The sequence below is a fragment of the Streptomyces sp. SUK 48 genome, from assembly GCF_009650765.1.
GTDB lineage: Bacteria > Actinomycetota > Actinomycetes > Streptomycetales > Streptomycetaceae > Streptomyces.
In genome coordinates, this window is the sequence record NZ_CP045740.1 from 2344715 (window position 1) to 2361379 (window position 16665).

At 73.5% G+C, this 16665-nt stretch carries 10 protein-coding genes; 2 read left to right on the forward strand and 8 right to left on the reverse strand.

Features of this window, described 5'->3' with window-relative positions; genetic code table 11:
* Nucleotides 1–488 precede the first annotated feature (488 nt).
* Nucleotides 489–1268: a transcriptional repressor LexA gene (gene lexA / locus GHR20_RS09765; protein ID WP_037663236.1), complete on the forward strand. Its 780-nt coding sequence runs from the start codon at nt 489–491 to the stop codon at nt 1266–1268.
* Between the two features lie 108 nt (nt 1269–1376).
* Here lexA and GHR20_RS09770 read toward each other — a convergent pair whose 3' ends face one another.
* The 4 genes from GHR20_RS09770 to GHR20_RS09790 form a co-directional block, all read right to left on the reverse strand.
* Nucleotides 1377–3362: an ATP-dependent DNA helicase gene (locus GHR20_RS09770; RefSeq protein WP_111580809.1), complete on the reverse strand. Its 1986-nt coding sequence runs from the start codon at nt 3360–3362 to the stop codon at nt 1377–1379.
* Between the two features lie 76 nt (nt 3363–3438).
* Nucleotides 3439–4071: a GNAT family N-acetyltransferase gene (locus GHR20_RS09775; protein WP_243878321.1), complete on the reverse strand. Its 633-nt coding sequence runs from the start codon at nt 4069–4071 to the stop codon at nt 3439–3441.
* A gap of 70 nt (nt 4072–4141) precedes the next feature.
* Nucleotides 4142–6100, reverse strand: a complete 1959-nt coding sequence (locus tag GHR20_RS09780; protein WP_153812960.1) for an IucA/IucC family protein — start codon at nt 6098–6100, stop codon at nt 4142–4144.
* A 431-nt stretch (nt 6101–6531) separates the two neighbouring features.
* On the reverse strand, nt 6532–8124 hold the full coding sequence (locus GHR20_RS09790; RefSeq protein ID WP_153812961.1) for a diaminobutyrate--2-oxoglutarate transaminase family protein: 1593 nt from the start codon (nt 8122–8124) through the stop codon (nt 6532–6534).
* 307 nt (nt 8125–8431) lie between these two features.
* Here GHR20_RS09790 and GHR20_RS09795 point away from each other — a divergent pair, with 307 nt between their 5' ends.
* The gene (locus GHR20_RS09795; protein WP_194858855.1) at nt 8432–9655 is read left to right on the forward strand and encodes a hypothetical protein; all 1224 of its coding nucleotides are present in this window, start codon (nt 8432–8434) and stop codon (nt 9653–9655) included.
* Between the two features lie 168 nt (nt 9656–9823).
* Here the strand turns inward: GHR20_RS09795 and hflX are convergent, their stop codons facing one another.
* From hflX to dapF, 4 genes are all read right to left on the reverse strand, one after another.
* The gene (gene hflX / locus GHR20_RS09800; protein WP_148026251.1) at nt 9824–11314 is read right to left on the reverse strand and encodes a GTPase HflX; all 1491 of its coding nucleotides are present in this window, start codon (nt 11312–11314) and stop codon (nt 9824–9826) included.
* 223 nt (nt 11315–11537) lie between these two features.
* On the reverse strand, nt 11538–13088 hold the full coding sequence (locus tag GHR20_RS09805; RefSeq protein WP_148026252.1) for a M1 family metallopeptidase: 1551 nt from the start codon (nt 13086–13088) through the stop codon (nt 11538–11540).
* Nucleotides 13089–13200: 112 nt separating this feature from the next.
* A complete protein-coding gene (locus GHR20_RS09810; RefSeq protein ID WP_153812962.1) occupies nt 13201–15414 on the reverse strand; it encodes an HD domain-containing protein in 2214 nt (737 codons plus the stop codon).
* Between the two features lie 281 nt (nt 15415–15695).
* Entirely contained in the window at nt 15696–16565 is an 870-nt protein-coding gene (gene dapF / locus GHR20_RS09815; protein ID WP_153812963.1) for a diaminopimelate epimerase, read from the reverse strand.
* Nucleotides 16566–16665: the final 100 nt, after the last annotated feature.

A 16665-nucleotide genomic window follows, 5' to 3' on the forward strand; every position in this document is an offset into this window, starting at 1 on the left:
ACCCGGGTCACCACAACTTGTGGGCTGCTGTAGCCATCCAACCACTAGATGTGGGGATCGGCTTATTCACCGAGGCGGGGTCGCGTGTCGCGCGGGAGCGGCGGCGAGGGGTGCCCTCCAGGGCCCTGGGAACGCCTGCGGAAAAGGACACGCGGGCGCGGAACCGTACCCCTGCGGCGCTTGCGGAGATACCGTGGGCGCCGCACGGAGGACACGTGGGACTCCGGCGCGGAACGGACCCCGCGTCCCGGCGGGACGGGTTCCGGATGGCAGACTGGGGAAGCGCCCACGAGGTCGGCGACCCCGGCGGGAAAGAGTACAACGCACGACAAAGAGCACTTTTGCCCGCCCCGTGCCACGTCAGCCCATACACCCAAACACGCACTCGCAACAGGTGAATCGCACTTTTTCACTCGAACGTGTGTTTGGCGCAACCTTTCGAAAGCAACTACCGTTGTCCAGCAGGGAGACCATCGAGAGGGGCCGACGTGACCACCACCGCAGACAGTGCCACCATCACCGCCCAGGACCGCTCCCAGGGCCGGGTCGAGCCGGTACATGCGATGAACGAAGCCACGAATCCCGAGGGGCCCCGGCGCTCCCTGCCGGGCCGACCTCCAGGCATCCGGGCGGACAGCTCCGGACTCACCGACCGGCAGCGCCGGGTGATCGAGGTCATCAGGGACTCCGTGCAGCGGCGCGGGTACCCGCCGTCCATGCGGGAGATCGGCCAGGCCGTCGGCCTCTCCAGCACCTCCTCCGTGGCGCACCAGCTGATGGCGCTGGAGCGCAAGGGCTTCCTGCGCCGCGACCCGCACCGCCCGCGCGCCTATGAGGTGCGCGGCTCCGACCAGGCCGTGTCGGTGCAGCCCACGGACACCAGCGGCAAGCCCGCCGCGTCGTACGTCCCCCTGGTCGGCCGGATCGCCGCCGGTGGGCCGATCCTCGCGGAGGAGTCCGTGGAGGACGTCTTCCCGCTCCCCCGCCAGCTGGTCGGCGACGGTGAGCTGTTCGTCCTCAAGGTGGTCGGCGACTCCATGATCGAGGCCGCGATCTGCGACGGCGACTGGGTCACCGTCCGCCGCCAGCCGGTCGCGGAGAACGGCGACATCGTGGCCGCCATGCTCGACGGCGAGGCCACGGTGAAGCGCTTCAAGCGCGAGGACGGCCATGTCTGGCTCCTCCCGCACAACGCGGCCTACGAGCCGATCCCCGGCGACGACGCCACCATCCTCGGCAAGGTGGTCGCCGTACTGCGGCGCGTGTGACGCCCGCGGCGAGCGGACCCCCGCTCGCTCCCTGACCGGGCCCCGGAACCTCTGCGCCGGTTCCGGGGCCCTGCTTATGCCTACGGACGAGGGGCTGTCGGCCGCTGGCTACGAGGCGCTGTCGGCCTCCGCCTGCTTCGCCACCGCGTCGATCGCCGAGAGCGACCGGCGGGCCTGGTTGCGGTCCGTGGTGTACCAGAAGTCCGGCAGGGACGCCTTGAGGTACGAGCCGTACCGCGCCGTGGCGAGGCGCTGGTCGAGTACGGCGACCACGCCCCGGTCCCCCGACGCGCGCACCAGCCGGCCGGCGCCCTGGGCCATCAGCAGCGCGGCGTGGGTGGCGGCCACCGCCATGAATCCGTTGCCGCCCGCGTCCTCCACCGCCTTCTGGCGGGCGCTCATCAGCGGGTCGTCGGGGCGCGGGAACGGGATCTTGTCCATGACGACCAGCTGGCAGCTGGGTCCGGGCACGTCCACGCCCTGCCACAGCGACAGCGTGCCGAAGAGGCAGGTCTTCGGGTCGGCCGCGAAGTTCTTGATCAGCTCGCCGAGCGTCTCCTCGCCCTGGAGCAGGATCGGGTACTCGGGGATGCGCGAGCGCAGGTCCTCGGCGGCGAGCTGCGCGGCCCGCATGGAGGAGAACAGCCCGAGGGTGCGGCCGCCGGCCGCCTGGATCAGCTCCGTCAGCTCGTCGAGCATGTCGCCGCGGTCGCCGTCCCGGGCGGGGCGGGCCAGGTGTTTGGCGACGTACAGGATGCCCTGCTTGCGGTAGTCGAAGGGGGAGCCGACGTCGACGCCCTTCCACTGCGGCAGGTCCTCGCCCTCGGTGCCCTCGGGGCCGAGGCCGAGGGAGGCGCCGACGCCGTTGAAGTCGCCGCCGAGCTTGAGGGTCGCGGAGGTGAGGACGACGGCGCGGTCGGCGAACAGCTTCTCCCGCAGCAGCCCGGAGACGGACATGGGGGCGATGCGCAGGGAGGCGCCGAAGCGGTCGTGCCGTTCATACCAGACGACGTCCCACTCCGAGCCGTTCAGCACCCGCTCCGCCACGTCGTGGACGGACTCGACCGAGGCCAGGGCCTGCTTGCGGACGGCGTCCTCGTCCTGGACGGACTTGTCGCGGGTGGTGCCGAGCGCGGAGACGACCGCCCGGGCGGAGTCGCGCAGCGTCATCAGGGCGTAGCCGAGGTCCTCCGGGATCTCCTCCAGGCGGCCCGGCAGGGCCAGCTCCATCAGCCGCTCGAAGCCCTCGGCGGCGGTCTGGAGCTGGTCGGCCACCTTCTCGTTGACGAGTTTCGCGGCGCGGCGCACGGCCCGGTTGACCTGGCCGGGGGTCAGCTCGCCGGTGGCGACGCCGGTGACCCGGGAGACGAGTTCATGCGCCTCGTCCACGATCAGCACCTCGTGCTGGGGCAGCACCGGGGCGCCTTCGATGGCGTCGATGGCCAGCAGCGCGTGGTTGGTGACGACGACCTCGGCGAGCTTGGCGCGCTCGCGGGCCGCCTCGGCGAAGCACTCGGCGCCGTACGCGCACTTGGTGGCGCCCAGGCACTCCCGCGAGGACACCGAGATCTGCGCCCAGGCGCGGTCGGAGACGCCCGGGGTGAGGTCGTCCCGGTCGCCGGTCTCGGTCTCGTCCGACCAGTCGCGCAGCCGCAGCAGGTCCTGGCCCAGCTTGCTGGTGGGCGCGGCGGCCTCGAACTGGTCGAAGAGGCCGTCCTCCTCGTCCTGGGGCATGCCTTCGTGCAGCCGGTGCAGGCACAGGTAGTTGGAGCGGCCCTTGAGCATCGCGAACTCGGGGCGGCGGCGCAGCAGCGGGTGCAGGGCGTCGACCGTGCGCGGCAGGTCGCGTTCCACCAGCTGGCGCTGGAGGGCGAGGGTGGCCGTGGCGACGACCACCCGCTCCCCGTGCGCGAGCGCGGGCACGAGATAGCCCAGCGACTTTCCGGTGCCGGTGCCGGCCTGGACCAGCAGATGGGAGCCGTCGTCGATCGCTTCGGCGACCGACTCGGCCATGGTCACCTGGCCGGGGCGCTCCGTGCCGCCGACCGCGGCGACGGCGGCATGCAGGAGTTCGGGGAGGGAGGGCTTCGTCATAGCCCGACCACCCTACGGCCCGGCGCTGACAATCGGAGGCCGTTCCTACCCATGGTGAGACCCCGCTCACTCGACGCTACAGCACATCGCGCAGCACCCGGTCCCTGATCATGAGCGCGGCCCGCTTGCCGGGCAGGTCGACCTCGGCCGCGTACCGGAAGCCGGCGCCGAGGAACGCGGCGAGCGAGGGTGTGTTGCGGTGATCGGGTTCGGCGACGACGCGGGCGCAGGCGGGGCGCCGGTCGAGGACGAGGTCGGCCACGGCCCGCAGCAGCGCGGAGCCCAGTCCACGGCCGCGGTCCCCCGCGGCGCCGAGGAGCAGGTGGATGCCGGTGTCGTGGGGCAGGACCGGGTAGTGCAGGGCCAGCGGGTCCAGGTCGGCGCGGTAGATCTCCCAGTAGCTCATCGGGGTGCCGTCCAGCACGCCGAGGCAGGGCACGCTCCGTCCGTCGCCGTCGAGTTGGGCGCGCAGATGGTCCGCGGTGCGGTGGCGGGGGCCGGCCAGTTCCCAGAACTCGGCGACGGCGGGGTCGTTCATCCAGGCGTGCACGAGGGGGAGGTCGCGGTCGAGGCGGACGGGGATCAGCTGGAAGGTGCCGACGGGGGTGCGCACCGGCTCCCAGGAGGCGTGCAGACCGTCGAGAAGGTCGTCGGTGAAATCGACCTTTTCGTCCGGGAGTTCGGCTCTGTCGTCGGTGAAGAGGTCCAGGAACTCGGTGGGGGCGGTGCGCACATCGGTGGGCGGCACGGCGGGTTCCTCTCTGCTCTGCCCGAGGGCCTTACGGGTGCAGGGGGTTGGCGATGGTGACGTACACGGACTGGGTGTCGACCGGGCCGACGAGTTCGTCCAGGCCGTGCAGCCGGGTCAGCAGGTTGGCCTTGCAGCGTAGGACGGGTGAGTCGAGCAGCCGGGCGGGCAGGGGGGTGCGCAGGGCCGCGGGGCCGGTGGCGAGGTGGGTGAGGAAGCGGCGGAAGGCGGCGAGCAGCAGGCGTTCGTCGGCGAGGCGCTGGGAGCCGAGGGCGCCGATCAGGCCGAGGACGTTGTTGACGGCGAGGTAGTAGGCGAAGCGTTCGTCGGTGACCTCGTCGGGGACGAAGGTGTCGCTGTGCGCGCCGATGCCGGGCAGCCGGGCGTCGAGTTCGGCGCGGCGGGAGGCGCGGAAGTAGTAGCCCTGGTTGTCCCGGTAGCGCCCGCCCCGGGGCCAGCCGTCGTGGTCGAGCAGGACGAGGGTGTTCTGCTGGTGCGCTTCGAGGGCGATGCCGGCCTCGGCGTCCAGCCAGAGAACGGGGCGTACGACCTGCTCCAGGTAGCGCAGGAACCACTCCGTGGCGACGGCGGCGACGGGACGGCCGGTGCGGGCCGCGAGCCGGGCGACGAGCAGCGCGAGCCGGGAGCGCACGGGCGGGACGGGGGCGCCGGTGGTCGCGGGATCGGGGAGGGCCGGGCCGCCGGGAAGGGGAGCGATGCCGGGAGCCGTGGCGGAGGCGGTGGCGGAGGCGTCGGTGAGCGGCCGGGGCGCGATCAGTCCCGCGAGGCAGCCCGCGTCATCGGCCGGGGTGAAGGGGTTGTGCCGGATCATCACGTCGAGGCCGGGCACCGGGCGCCCGTCCGGGTCGTCCACGGCGAGCCAGGCCGGGTCGCGCACGATGTCGAAGCCGGGGTGGGCGGCCTGCCACTGTTTGAACAGTCCCGCGCGCAGCAGCCGGTGCACCTCGACGCCGCGCCGCAGTTCCTTGCGCAGGTTCTCCCGGCGGGAGTTGGTGATGCGCAGGCCCAGCGACAGCTTGAGCATCGCGGGGGCGCCGGAGCGGTAGACGGTGCGCACGGAGGAGGTGGGGTGCCAGGCGGGGCCGCCCGGGCCGAGGTCCCTGAGGAGGCCCGCGTCGAGCAGCGCGGCGACGGGGGCGCGGTGCCGTACCTCCCGGGCCTGCCAGGGGTGCAGCGGGAGGGCGGTGTATCCGTCGGGCAGGGTCAGGGTGGTGGCCGCCAGGTGCCGGATGAGCTGGTCGGCGGGGACGAGGCGGCCGCGCTCGGTCCAGGCGGAGTCGGTGGCGAGCAGCCGGGGGGCCACGGCCAGCCAGTGCAGCGGGAAGGCGCCGCGCGACTCCGGTGAGCAGAGGGCGGCTTCGGCCTCGGTCAGGCCCTCGCGGCTCTTGGGGGTGGGATGCAGGGGGTGGCCGAGGAGGAGGGCCTGTTCGGCGCCGAGGAAGAGGTCGGGGCCGTCGGCGGGGCGGGCGCGCCGGTCGCGGATGAAGACGGCGGTACGGCGGAGGGAGTCGGCGACCCGGGCCACGAGGTCGCCGTCGTCGTCGCCCCCGCTCTCCCGGGTGAGCAGCGCCGCGAGGGTGACGGCGTCGACGGACGGCGCGGTCTCGGGCGCGTCGGCGAACCGGGGCGGCCCGAAGCGGTGCCAGCCGGCCGGGGACCAGTACCGGACCGGGACGAGCAGACAGGTGCCGGTGGCGGGCAGCACGATGCGCAGGGTGCCGGTCGCCGGGGCGCGCAGGCCGGTCTCGCGCACCCAGCAGCGCAGCAGGTTCTCCACGGCGGCGGCTCGCGCCGCGGCCGAGGCGTCGGGATCGTCCAGCGGCTCCGCGCCGGTCTCGGTCCACCGGCCCGGGTCCACGATCCGCCGGCGCTGCTGCGGGACCGCCTCGACGAAGGGCGCGCCGGTCCCGGGCGCCCCGTGCTCGTCGGGGCCGCCGAGGGGGCCGTCGGGTGTGGGGGTGGCGTTCAAGACGGCTCCTCGGGAGGTGTGCGGGGCCGGGGCGACGGGGCCCGGTTCGGCGGGGTCGGGGAGGGCGGCGGCTCTGGGCAAGGGGGGCGGCGGCTCTGCGGAAGAGGGGGCTTCATGTCGGCCGCCGACCGCCCTCGGGCCTCGGCGGCGGGGTGGAGGGGAGGGGGCGGGGCGGCGACGGGGGACGGGAGCGGAAGGGGCGAGGCGGTATGGGAGCGGGAGGGGCGAGGCGGGTACGGCGGTACGGCGTGGACCCGTGCCCGTGCGGCGGTGGTCGGAGGCGGTCGCTGTGCACGGGTGGCGGCCCGGGGTCGTCGGCGGTCTCGCGGGGCGGTCGGTCGGGGTGGCCGGGACAGCCGGGCTGGGCATGAGGGGGCGGCGGGGAAGGCCGGGCGGAAGGAGGGGGCGGCCGGGTGCGGCGGCCCCTCCGGTCAGTCCGTGCCCACGCCCGTATCCGCGCCCATGCCCGTACCCGTACCCGGGTCGTGTTCGGGTGCGCCGTGGGGGCCATGCCTCTCGTCGGCCCGGGCCACCGCCGCCACCGCGTCCGTCAGCCGGTCCAGTACGGCCGCGGTCTGCTCGTCGCTGATCGTCAGCGGTGGCAGCAGCCGGACCACCGAGGAGTGCCGGCCGCCGAGCTCCACGATGAGCCCCCGCCGCAGGCACTCGCGCTGGACGGCGGCGGCGAGTCCGGGAGCGGCGGGACGAGGAGCGCGGGAGGGCGCGGCGCCGGGATCGCGGGCACCGGGCCGCATCTCGAAGGGCGCGGCACCGGGGTCGTACACCGAGCGCTCCTCGCCGGAAGGCACCGCGTCGAGGCCGTCGGGCTCCGGCCTCCCGCCCCGGCCGGACGCGGAGGGCCCGTCACCGGCCGCCGGCGCCCCCGGCTCCACCAGTTCCAGCCCGATCATCAGCCCTCGCCCCCGCACCTCCCCCACGCACGCCAACCCCTCGAGGTCCGACCGCAGTTGCTCCATCATGCGCGTCCCGAGCCGGGCCGCGCGCTCCGCCAGCCCGTTCTCCCGGACGTACGCGAGCGTCGCCGTGCCCGCGGCCATCGCGAGCTGGTTGCCGCGGAACGTGCCTGCGTGGGCGCCCGGTTGCCAGACGTCGAGGTCGTCGCGGTAGACGATGACGGCCAGCGGGAGGCTGCCGCCGATGGCCTTGGAGAGGACCATGACATCGGGGGTGATGCCGCTGTGGTCGACGGCCCAGAAGGCGCCGGTGCGGCCGACGCCGGTCTGCACCTCGTCGGCGATCAGCGGGATCGCGCGGTCCGCGGTGAGGCGGCGCATCCGGCGCAGCCAGTCGTCCGGGGCCGGGAGCACCCCGCCCTCGCCCTGCACCGGTTCGAGGATCATCCCGGCGGGCAGCGGCACCCCGGACTTGGGGTCGTCGAGCAGTGACTCGGTCCACCGGACGCCGAGTTCGGCGCCGCGCGGGCCGCCGACGCCGAAGGGACAGCGGTAGTCCTGCGGATAGGGCAGGCGGGCGGCCTGGACCTCGGGCGCGCCCCCGGAGACGGCCAGCGCGCCCGCCGTCATGCCGTGGTACGCGCCGGTGAAGGCGAGGACCCCGGTGCGGCCGGTCGCGGCCCGGACCAGTTTGAGGGCGGCCTCGACGGCGTCCGTGCCGGCCGGTCCGCAGAACTGCACCCGCGCCCGCCCGGCGAGACCCGGCGGAAGGGTGCGGAACAGCTCGGTGATGAACGCGTCCTTGACCGGGGTCGCGAGGTCGAGGACCGACAACGGGGCGCCGGAGTCCAGGACTCGGCGCACGGCCGCCAGGACCACCGGATGGTTGTGGCCGAGCGCGAGCGTGCCCGCGCCGGACAGGCAGTCCAGATAGCGGCGGCCGTCCGCGCCCTCGATGGTCAGCCCGCGCGCCCGCACGGGCACGATGGGCAGGGCCCGCGCGTAGGTGCGCGCCGAGGACTCGCGCGCCGACTGGCGCCGCAGGATCCCCTCGTGCACGGCACCCGCCGGCCCGTGTGCTTCTTCCGCCAACGACTCGGTCACGGCCACGGCTGGCTGTCCTCCCGCTGTAAACAGGCGAGTTGATCCACGGGGACCAAGGACAGGCAGCGGGCCCCCCGCCGCCTACAACCGCTCACCGGGCGCCGGGGTCACGGCCTCGCCCCGGATCGATGTGCCGGTCCGCGCGCCGCTCGTAGCGAAACCGTTGCCGTACCGGCAAAAGTCGAGGCTGCCGACCGCATAGGGTGTGATGCCGTTCCGAAAGGTCATGACACCGGCCCGAACTCTCCCCGAGGGGGCCGCCGGTGTCCTGGCCGCGCGCCGAAGTTCCGTCATCACACGGGGAGTCACGAGCATGCGATCCATACGGCCGTCGTCCACCGACCGGCGAGGAGGGGGCACCCGCCGCGCCTCGACCTCGCTGGCGGCGGTCGCCCTCGCCTCGGCGCTGGCGCTGACCGCCACCGCCTGCAACGGCGACGACCAGGCCGACGGCAAGCCGTCCGCCTCCGCCGCCGCGGCCGGCACCGGCGACGGAAAGATCAAGATCCCGGAGGATGTGCGCCAGAAGCTCAGGGAGCACGGGATCGACGTCGACAAGTGGAAGAACGGCGCCTGGAAGGACTGGAACCGCAAGGACTGGCTGCGCCAGGCCAACGACTTCATCAACCCGATCATCAAGGGCCTGTGGGACCCGGACCGGATGCGGCACGCGAACGACCCGGACAAGGGCGTCGACGACAACGACATCTCGGGCGACCAGGGCGTGACCGACCCGACGCCGCAGCCGGTGAAGGCGCTGCGGGTCGCGGCGCCTTACCACGCCAACGCGGCCGCCTCCGGCAAGGTGTTCTTCGACTCCCCCGAGGGCCACATGGTCTGCTCGGGCACGGTCGTGGAGGACCCCGCGCACCCGGGCAAGTCCAACCTCGTGTGGACGGCGGGCCACTGTGTGCACGCCGGCAAGAGCGGCGGCTGGTACCGCAACCTCGCCTTCGTGCCGTCGTACAACAACGCGGCCCAGTCGGTCGACCGGCTCCAGCACGCCGCCCGGGAGCAGATCGCCCCGTACGGCGTCTGGTGGGCGGACGCGGCGCAGACCTCCCAGCAGTGGATCGACAAGGGCGGCGAGACCGGTGGTGACGGGGCGCCGTACGACTTCGCGGTCATCCATGTGACGCCGGAGCAGGGCACCGGCGGCAAGTCGCTGGAGGAGACGGTCGGCGGCGCGCTGCCGGTGGACTTCGACGCGCCGGCCGTGGCGAAGGTGACGCGCATGACGGCCTCGGGCTACCCGGCGGCGCCGCCGTACGACGGCCAGCTGCTGTACCAGTGCCAGGACAAGCCGGGCCGGCTGTCGATGGACCGGGCCGCCCCGACGATGTACCGGATCGGCTGCACCATGACCGGTGGCGCCTCCGGCGGCGGCTGGGTGGAGACCGGTGCGGACGGCAAGCCGGCGCTGGTGTCCAACACCTCGATCGGCCCGGTGTCGTCCGGCTGGCTGGCGGGTCCCCGCTTCGGCGACGTGGCCAAGGGCGTGTACAAGTCGGTCAGCGACAAGTTCGCCGGGCGGTAGTCCCCGTAGGACCAGACCTCGCAAGGCCAGTCCTTGTAGAGCCCAGTCCTTGTAGGGCCCAGTCCTCGTAGGCCCCTGCGGCGCTCGTAGGACCGTACGACCGTAAGCCTGTACGACGGCGAAGGCCCGCCGCCCCGAGGGGGTGGCGGGCCTTCGTGCTGCCGTGGGTCAGGCCGCGGAGACCGGCGTGTACGGCGCCAGGTCCGCCGCCAGTTCCTCGTGCACCCGGACCTTGAGCAGGGTGCCCTCCGCGGTGTGCTCCTCGGAGATCACCTCGCCCTCGGTGTGGGCGCGCGCGACCAGCTTGCCGTGGGTGTACGGCACCAGCGCCTCGACCTCGACCTCGGGGCGCGGCAGCTCCTCGTCGATGAGCGCGAGCAGTTCGGCGATGCCCTGGCCGGTGCGGGCCGAGACCGCGATGGAGCGCTTCTCGACGCGCAGCAGCCGCTGGAGGACCAGCGGGTCGGCCGCGTCCGCCTTGTTGATCACGACGATCTCGGGCACGCCGGTGGCGCCGACGTCCCGGATGACCTCGCGCACGGCGGCGAGCTGCTCCTCGGGGACCGGGTGCGAGCCGTCCACCACGTGCAGGATCAGGTCGGAGTCGCCGACCTCCTCCATGGTGGAGCGGAACGCCTCGACCAGGTGGTGGGGAAGGTGCCGGACGAAGCCGACGGTGTCCGCCAGGGTGTACAGCCGGCCGCTCGGGGTCTCCGCCCGGCGCACGGTCGGGTCCAGGGTCGCGAACAGCGCGTTCTCGACCAGGACGCCCGCGCCGGTGAGCCGGTTGAGCAGGGAGGACTTGCCGGCGTTGGTGTAACCGGCGATGGCGACGGAGGGCACCTTGTTCCGGCGGCGCTCCTGGCGCTTGATCTCGCGGCCGGTCTTCATGTCCGCGATCTCCCGGCGCATCTTCGCCATCTTCTCGCGGATGCGGCGCCGGTCCGTCTCGATCTTGGTCTCACCGGGACCACGCGTGGCGAGGCCGCCGCGACCGCCACCCATCTGCCGGGACAGCGACTGGCCCCAGCCGCGCAGCCTGGGCAGCATGTACTGCATCTGGGCGAGCGCGACCTGCGCCTTGCCCTCCCGGGACTTGGCGTGCTGGGCGAAGATGTCCAGGATCAGGGCGGTGCGGTCGATGACCTTGACCTTGACGACGTCCTCCAGCTGGATCAGCTGGCCGGGGCTCAGTTCACCGTCGCAGATCACGGTGTCCGCGCCCGTCTCCATGACGATGTCACGCAGCTCCAGGGCCTTGCCGGAGCCGATGTAGGTGGCCGCGTCGGGCTTGTCGCGGCGCTGGATGACGCCGTCGAGCACGAGGGCGCCCGCCGTCTCCGCGAGGGCGGCCAGCTCCGCGAGGGAGTTGTCCGCGTCCTGCACGGTGCCGGTGGTCCACACGCCGACGAGCACGACCCGCTCCAGGCGGAGCTGGCGGTACTCGACCTCGGTGACGTCCTCCAGCTCGGTGGACAGACCCACCACGCGGCGCAGGGCCGCGCGCTCGGAGCGGTCGAACTGCTCGCCGTCCCGCTCTCCGTCGATCTCGTGGCTCCAGGCGACGTCCTCTTCCATCAGGGCATCGGCCCGAAGACCCTCGGGGTAGGCGTGCGCCGTGCGCTTGGCGTCCTGGGAAGGGGAAGAAGAGGAGGTCATTGGATCCTTACGTCGATGGGAGTGCCGTGCCGGCGTCGGTACGGGGGCCCGGCCGGGCCGCTCGTCATGGTCAACGCTCGGGTACCCCGGGAGATTCCCGTGTCCCGCGCGGCGCCGACCCGAAGATGGTCGCACGAGGCGGCGCGCCGCGTCACCGTGTTAACGCGGGGCCGGGGCGGGGCCGCCGCCCCCGATTTCCGGGTCCGGGGCGCCGCCCGCCCGCTCACCTGCGGGCCGGCCGCTTGGCCGGCTTCGCGGCCTTCGCGGGCGCGTCGGCCGGTTTCCAGTCCGGGTGGCCCGGCATCGGCGGGGTCTTCTCGCCGTACAGCCAGCCGTGCAGGAAGCCGCCGAGGTCCCGGCCGGCGACCTGGGAGGCGAGGGCGATGTAGTCGTCGGTGGAGGCGTTGGCGTCGCGGTGGTCGCGGACCCAGAGCCGCTCCAGGCGTTCGAAGGCCGGGCGGCCGATCTCCTGCCGCAGGGCGTAGAGGGCGAGCGCCGCGCCGTCGTAGACGCTCGGCCGGAAGATGCTGATCTTCTGGCCGGCCTCGGGCAGCTTGGGCAGGGCGGGCGGTCCGCCGGAGGCGCGCCAGCCGTCGGAGGCGGCGTAGGCGGCCTTCATCCGGTCGACCATCGGCTGGTGGCCCTTCTCCTCCGCGTACAGGGACTCGTACCAGGTCGCGTGTCCCTCGTTCAGCCATACGTCGGACCAGGAGGCGGGGCTGACGCTGTCGCCGAACCACTGGTGGGACAGCTCGTGCACCATGACCGACTCGACGTACCACTTGGGGTAGGCGGGCTCGGTGAACAGCCTCTTCTCGAAGAGCGAGAGGGTCTGCGTCTCCAGTTCGAAGCCGGTGGTGGCGTTCGCCATGATCACGCCGTACGTCTCGAACGGGTACGCGCCGACCTTGCTCTCCATCCAGGCGATCTGGTCGGGCGTCTTGGCGAGCCAGGGCTCGAGGGTCTTGAGGTCGGCGCTGGGGACGACGTCGCGCAGGGGCAGCCCGTGCGGGCCCTCGCGGCGCGGCACGGCGGAGCGGCCGATGGAGACCTGGGCCAGCTCGGTGGCCATGGGGTGCTCGGTGCGATAGGTCCAGGTGGTGTCGGAGCCGGTGCGCTCGCGGCCGGTCGGCAGGCCGTTGGCGACCACGGTGTAGGCGTTCGGCGCGGTGACCCGGAAGGTGAACATCGCCTTGTCCAAGGGGTGGTCGTTGCACGGGAAGACCAGGTGGGCGGCGTCGGCCTGGTTCGCCATGACGAGGCCGTCGGTGGTGGGCACCCAGCCGCCGTCGCCCTTCTGGTCGCCTGCGGGCCTCGGGTCGCTGGTGTGCCGCACGGTGATCCGGACCCAGTCGCCCCGGCGCAGGCGCTGGACGGGGGTGACGACCAGGTCCTCGCCGGCGCTGGCGAACTCCGCCGGGACTCCGTCGACCGCGACGGAGCGGACGGTGCCGCGCGCGAAGTCCAGGTTGAGGCGGTCCAGGTCGGCGGTGACCCAGGCGTCGATGGTGGTGACGGCCTGGAGCGGCTTGTCGTCGGTGCCCGGGTAGGTGAGATCCACGTCGTACGACGCGACGTCGTAGCCGGGGTTGCCCAGCGTCGGGTACAGCCGGTCGCCGATGCCGAGCGGCACGGGCGGGGCGGCGGCGCCGAGCAGGCACAGCGAGCAGACGGAGGCGGCGGAGGCGAGCAGGACGGCCTTGCGGCGGCGGGGGGCCGTCCGCTGCCGGGGGGCGGGGGCAGAGGTGGCCCGGTGGCGGGGGTTGAGCGGCATGGACCACCGCTACCAGCGCCCGCCCGCCGTACGGCGACGACGCGCGCCCGGCCCACCCGAACGGATTGCCCGCGGTGAGCGGGGCGCGGGAACGCGCGGCCCGGCGGGGCCGCTACGGAATCCGCGGCTCCAGTGCCTGGTGCTGGGTGCGGCTCACGTCGTACACGCCCGGGACGTCGCGCATGGCGCGCATCAGGGAGGGCAGGCCCGCGGCGTCCGGGAGCTGGAGGGTGTAGGTGTGGCGCACCCGCTGCTCGCTGGGCGGTTCCACCGTGGCGGAGACGATGTCGCCGCCCGCCAGCGCGATGGCCTCGGTGAGGTCGGCGAGCAGACCGCGGCGGCCGAACGATTCGGCGACCAGGGTGACCCGGCACGCGGTGCTCTCCCCCCAGCGCACCCCGGTCTCCGTACGCCCCCGGCTCTTCATGTGCGCCACCGCCACGCACTCCACGCGGTGCACGGTCACCACTCCCCCGCGGACCGGGAAGCCGGTGATCTCGTCGGGCGGCACGGGCGTACAGCATCCGGCGAGGCGTACGGCGGCGCCGGGGCGGTCGGTGCTGACGTCGGCGCCCTGGGGGCGTCCGCCGGGCCCGAACTCCGGGGCGCGCCGTTCGCGGAAGTCGGCGTCGGCGCGATAGCCGGCCGGCTCGTCGGCGGGGGCGCCACCGCCGGGGTGCGTGGTCAGCCAGCGCTGGATGGCGATGCGGGCGGCCGGGGTGTGGGCGTGCTCCAGCCACTCGCGGGACGGCTCGGAGGCGGGGTCCTGGCCCATGAGGAGTTCGACGGTGTCGCCGTCCTTCAGGACCGTGCTCAGCGTGGCCAGGCGGCCGTTGACGCGGGCGCCGATGCAGGCGTGCGCGTCCTCGCCGTACTGCCCGTAGGCGGCGTCCACGCAGCTGGCGCCCTCGGGCAGGCCGAGGGTGCCGCCGTCCGGGCGGAAGACGGTGATCTCGCGGTCCTGGGCGAGGTCCTCGCGCAGGGTGGACCAGAAGGTGTCCGGGTCGGGCGCGGCCTGCTGCCACTCCAGGAGGCGGGAGAGCCAGCCGGGGCGGGTGGGGTCGGCGCGCTCGCCGTCGGCGGGGTCCTCGGTGGCGGGGGCGTCCGTGCCGGGGGTGTCCGTGCCCGGGGCGTCCGTGCCGGAGGCGTAGGGGTTGCCGAGCGCCACGACGCCGGCCTCGGCGACCTTGTGCATCTGGTGGGTGCGGATGAGGACTTCGACGACCTGGCCGTCGGGGCGCGCGACGGCGGTGTGCAGCGACTGGTACAGGTTGAACTTGGGTACCGCGATGAAGTCCTTGAACTCCGAGACCACCGGCGTCATACAGGTGTGCAGTTCGCCCAGCACCCCGTAACAGTCGGCGTCCTCGCCCACCAGGACCAGCAGCCGGCCGAAGTCGGCGCCGCGCAACTGACCGCGTTTACGGGCCACTCGGTGCACGGAGACGAAGTGGCGCGGGCGGATGAGGACTTCGGCGGGGATGCCGGCCTCGCGCAGCACCCCGCGCATCTCGTCGGCGACCACGGCGAGCGGGTCGGCGGTACGGTCCGCGTTCTCCGCGATGAGTTCCCTGGTGTGCTCGTACTCCTCGGGGTGGAGGATGGCGAAGACCAGGTCCTCCAGCTCGGTCTTCAGCGCCTGGACGCCGAGGCGTTCGGCGAGCGGGATGAGGACGTCGCGGGTGACGCCCGCGATCCGCTCCTGTTTCTCGCGGCGCATCACCCCGAGGGTGCGCATGTTGTGCAGCCGGTCGGCGAGTTTGATCGACATCACGCGCACGTCGCTGCCGGTGGCCACGAGCATCTTGCGGAAGGTCTCGGGCTCGGCGGCGGCCCCGTAGTCGACCTTCTCCAGTTTGGTGACGCCGTCGACCAGGTAGCGGACCTCCTCGCCGAACTGCTCGCGCACCTGGTCCAGCGTCACCTCGGTGTCCTCGACCGTGTCGTGCAGCAGCGAGGCCGTCAACGTCGTGGTCTCGGCGCCGAGTTCGGCGAGGATGAGGGTCACGGCGAGCGGATGCGTGATGTACGGCTCGCCGCTCTTGCGCGTCTGGCCGCGGTGCGAGGACTCGGCCAGCACGTAGGCGCGGCGCAGGGGGTCGAGGTCGGCGTCGGGATGGTGGGCGCGGTGCGCCTCCACCACATGGCCGATCGCGTCCGGCAGTCTGTCCCGGGCGTTCGGCCCGAGCAGCGCGGCCCGGCCGAGCCGGCGCAGGTCGATCCTGGGCCGGGACTTCCGGCGCACCGACGCGGGTGCCACGGCGGCCGTCACGGCCGTGGGCACCACCGGGACCGGGGTCGAAGGGTTCGTGGCCTCCGCACTCATGGGCACCTCCGGCTCGTGGACCGGCGGACGGAGCCCCAGGGCATGCGCGGCGCGGGGTGCCGACGCTCCCCCGTCCGTGCCGGTGCTTGATGCTATCGAGCCCACCACGTGCGACAGACCGCCTCTCGCCGAGCGTGAAACGGATCACCCATTCGAGCGACGAAAAGGAGGTTTAAGTTTTGCGCCACCTGCCCTGGCGTCGTCCGTGGATTCGATCCGGCCCGGGACCCAGGACCGCTGTTCCGGCTGCCCGAGCCTGTCGTGAGGACGTTTTCGGCAGGTCAGCGAAGGGCGTTTTCCAGCCACTCGCCGTCGATCACTCCTTCGGCGACGATCACCGCGGGTCCGGTCATCTCGACCTGCCCGTCCGGCCGTTCGGTGATGACCAGGCGTCCGCCGGGCACGTCCACGGTGTACGTCGCGGGGGTGCCGGTGACGGCCGGGTCGGCGCCGTCGCGGCGGGCGGCGGCCACGGCGACGGCGCAGGCGCCGGTGCCGCAGGAGCGGGTCTCGCCGGAGCCGCGCTCGTGCACCCGCATCGCGACATGGCGGGGGCCGCGGTCCACGACGAACTCCACATTGACCCCGTCCGGGTACGCACCCTCGGGGCTGACCGGCGGCGGGCCGTACAGGTCGCCGGCGTGTGCGAGGTCGGCCACGAAGGCGACCGCATGCGGGTTGCCCATGTTGACGTTCCGGGCGGGCCAGCTGCGCTCGCCGACGCGCACCGTGACGTCCCCCTCGGGGAGGCGGGCGCCGCCCATGCCGACGGTCACGTCCCCGTCCTTGGCGATGTGCGCGCTCTTGACGCCGCCGCGCGTGGCGATGGTGAGGTCGCCCTCGGCGACATGCCCGGCGTGCTGGAGGTAGCGGGCGAAGACGCGGACGCCGTTGCCGCACATCTCCGCGATCGAGCCGTCGCTGTTGCGGTAGTCCATGAACCACTCGGCCTCGCCGGCCATCGCCCGCGCCTCGGGGTGCGCGGCGGAGCGCACCACGTGCAGCACGCCGTCGGCGCCGATGCCGGCCCGGCGGTCGCACAGGGCGGCCACGGCGGCCGGGGACAGCTCGATGGCGTTGTCGGGGTCCGGGACGATCACGAAGTCGTTCTCCGTGCCGTGACCCTTGAGGAAGGCGATCCGCGTGCTCATTCCTCGATCGTACGGCGTCGGTACGACAGAGGTTCTGCGGCGGCCACGGGGGCAGCGGCGGCGTAGAGGGCCTGCGGCGGCGGCCCGCTTCTGGGGTCTG

Bases quoted from the DNA above. Each gene is read 5' to 3' on its own strand.
- GHR20_RS09770 (WP_111580809.1), bottom strand. From the start codon at position 3,362: ATGACGAAGCCCTCCCTCCCCGAACTCCTGCATGCCGCCGTCGCCGCG.
- dapF (WP_153812963.1), bottom strand. From the start codon at position 16,565: ATGAGCACGCGGATCGCCTTCCTCAAGGGTCACGGCACGGAGAACGAC.
- GHR20_RS09805 (WP_148026252.1), bottom strand. From the start codon at position 13,088: ATGCCGCTCAACCCCCGCCACCGGGCCACCTCTGCCCCCGCCCCCCGG.
- hflX (WP_148026251.1), bottom strand. From the start codon at position 11,314: ATGACCTCCTCTTCTTCCCCTTCCCAGGACGCCAAGCGCACGGCGCAC.
- GHR20_RS09795 (WP_194858855.1), top strand. From the start codon at position 8,432: ATGCGATCCATACGGCCGTCGTCCACCGACCGGCGAGGAGGGGGCACC.
- GHR20_RS09810 (WP_153812962.1), bottom strand. From the start codon at position 15,414: ATGAGTGCGGAGGCCACGAACCCTTCGACCCCGGTCCCGGTGGTGCCC.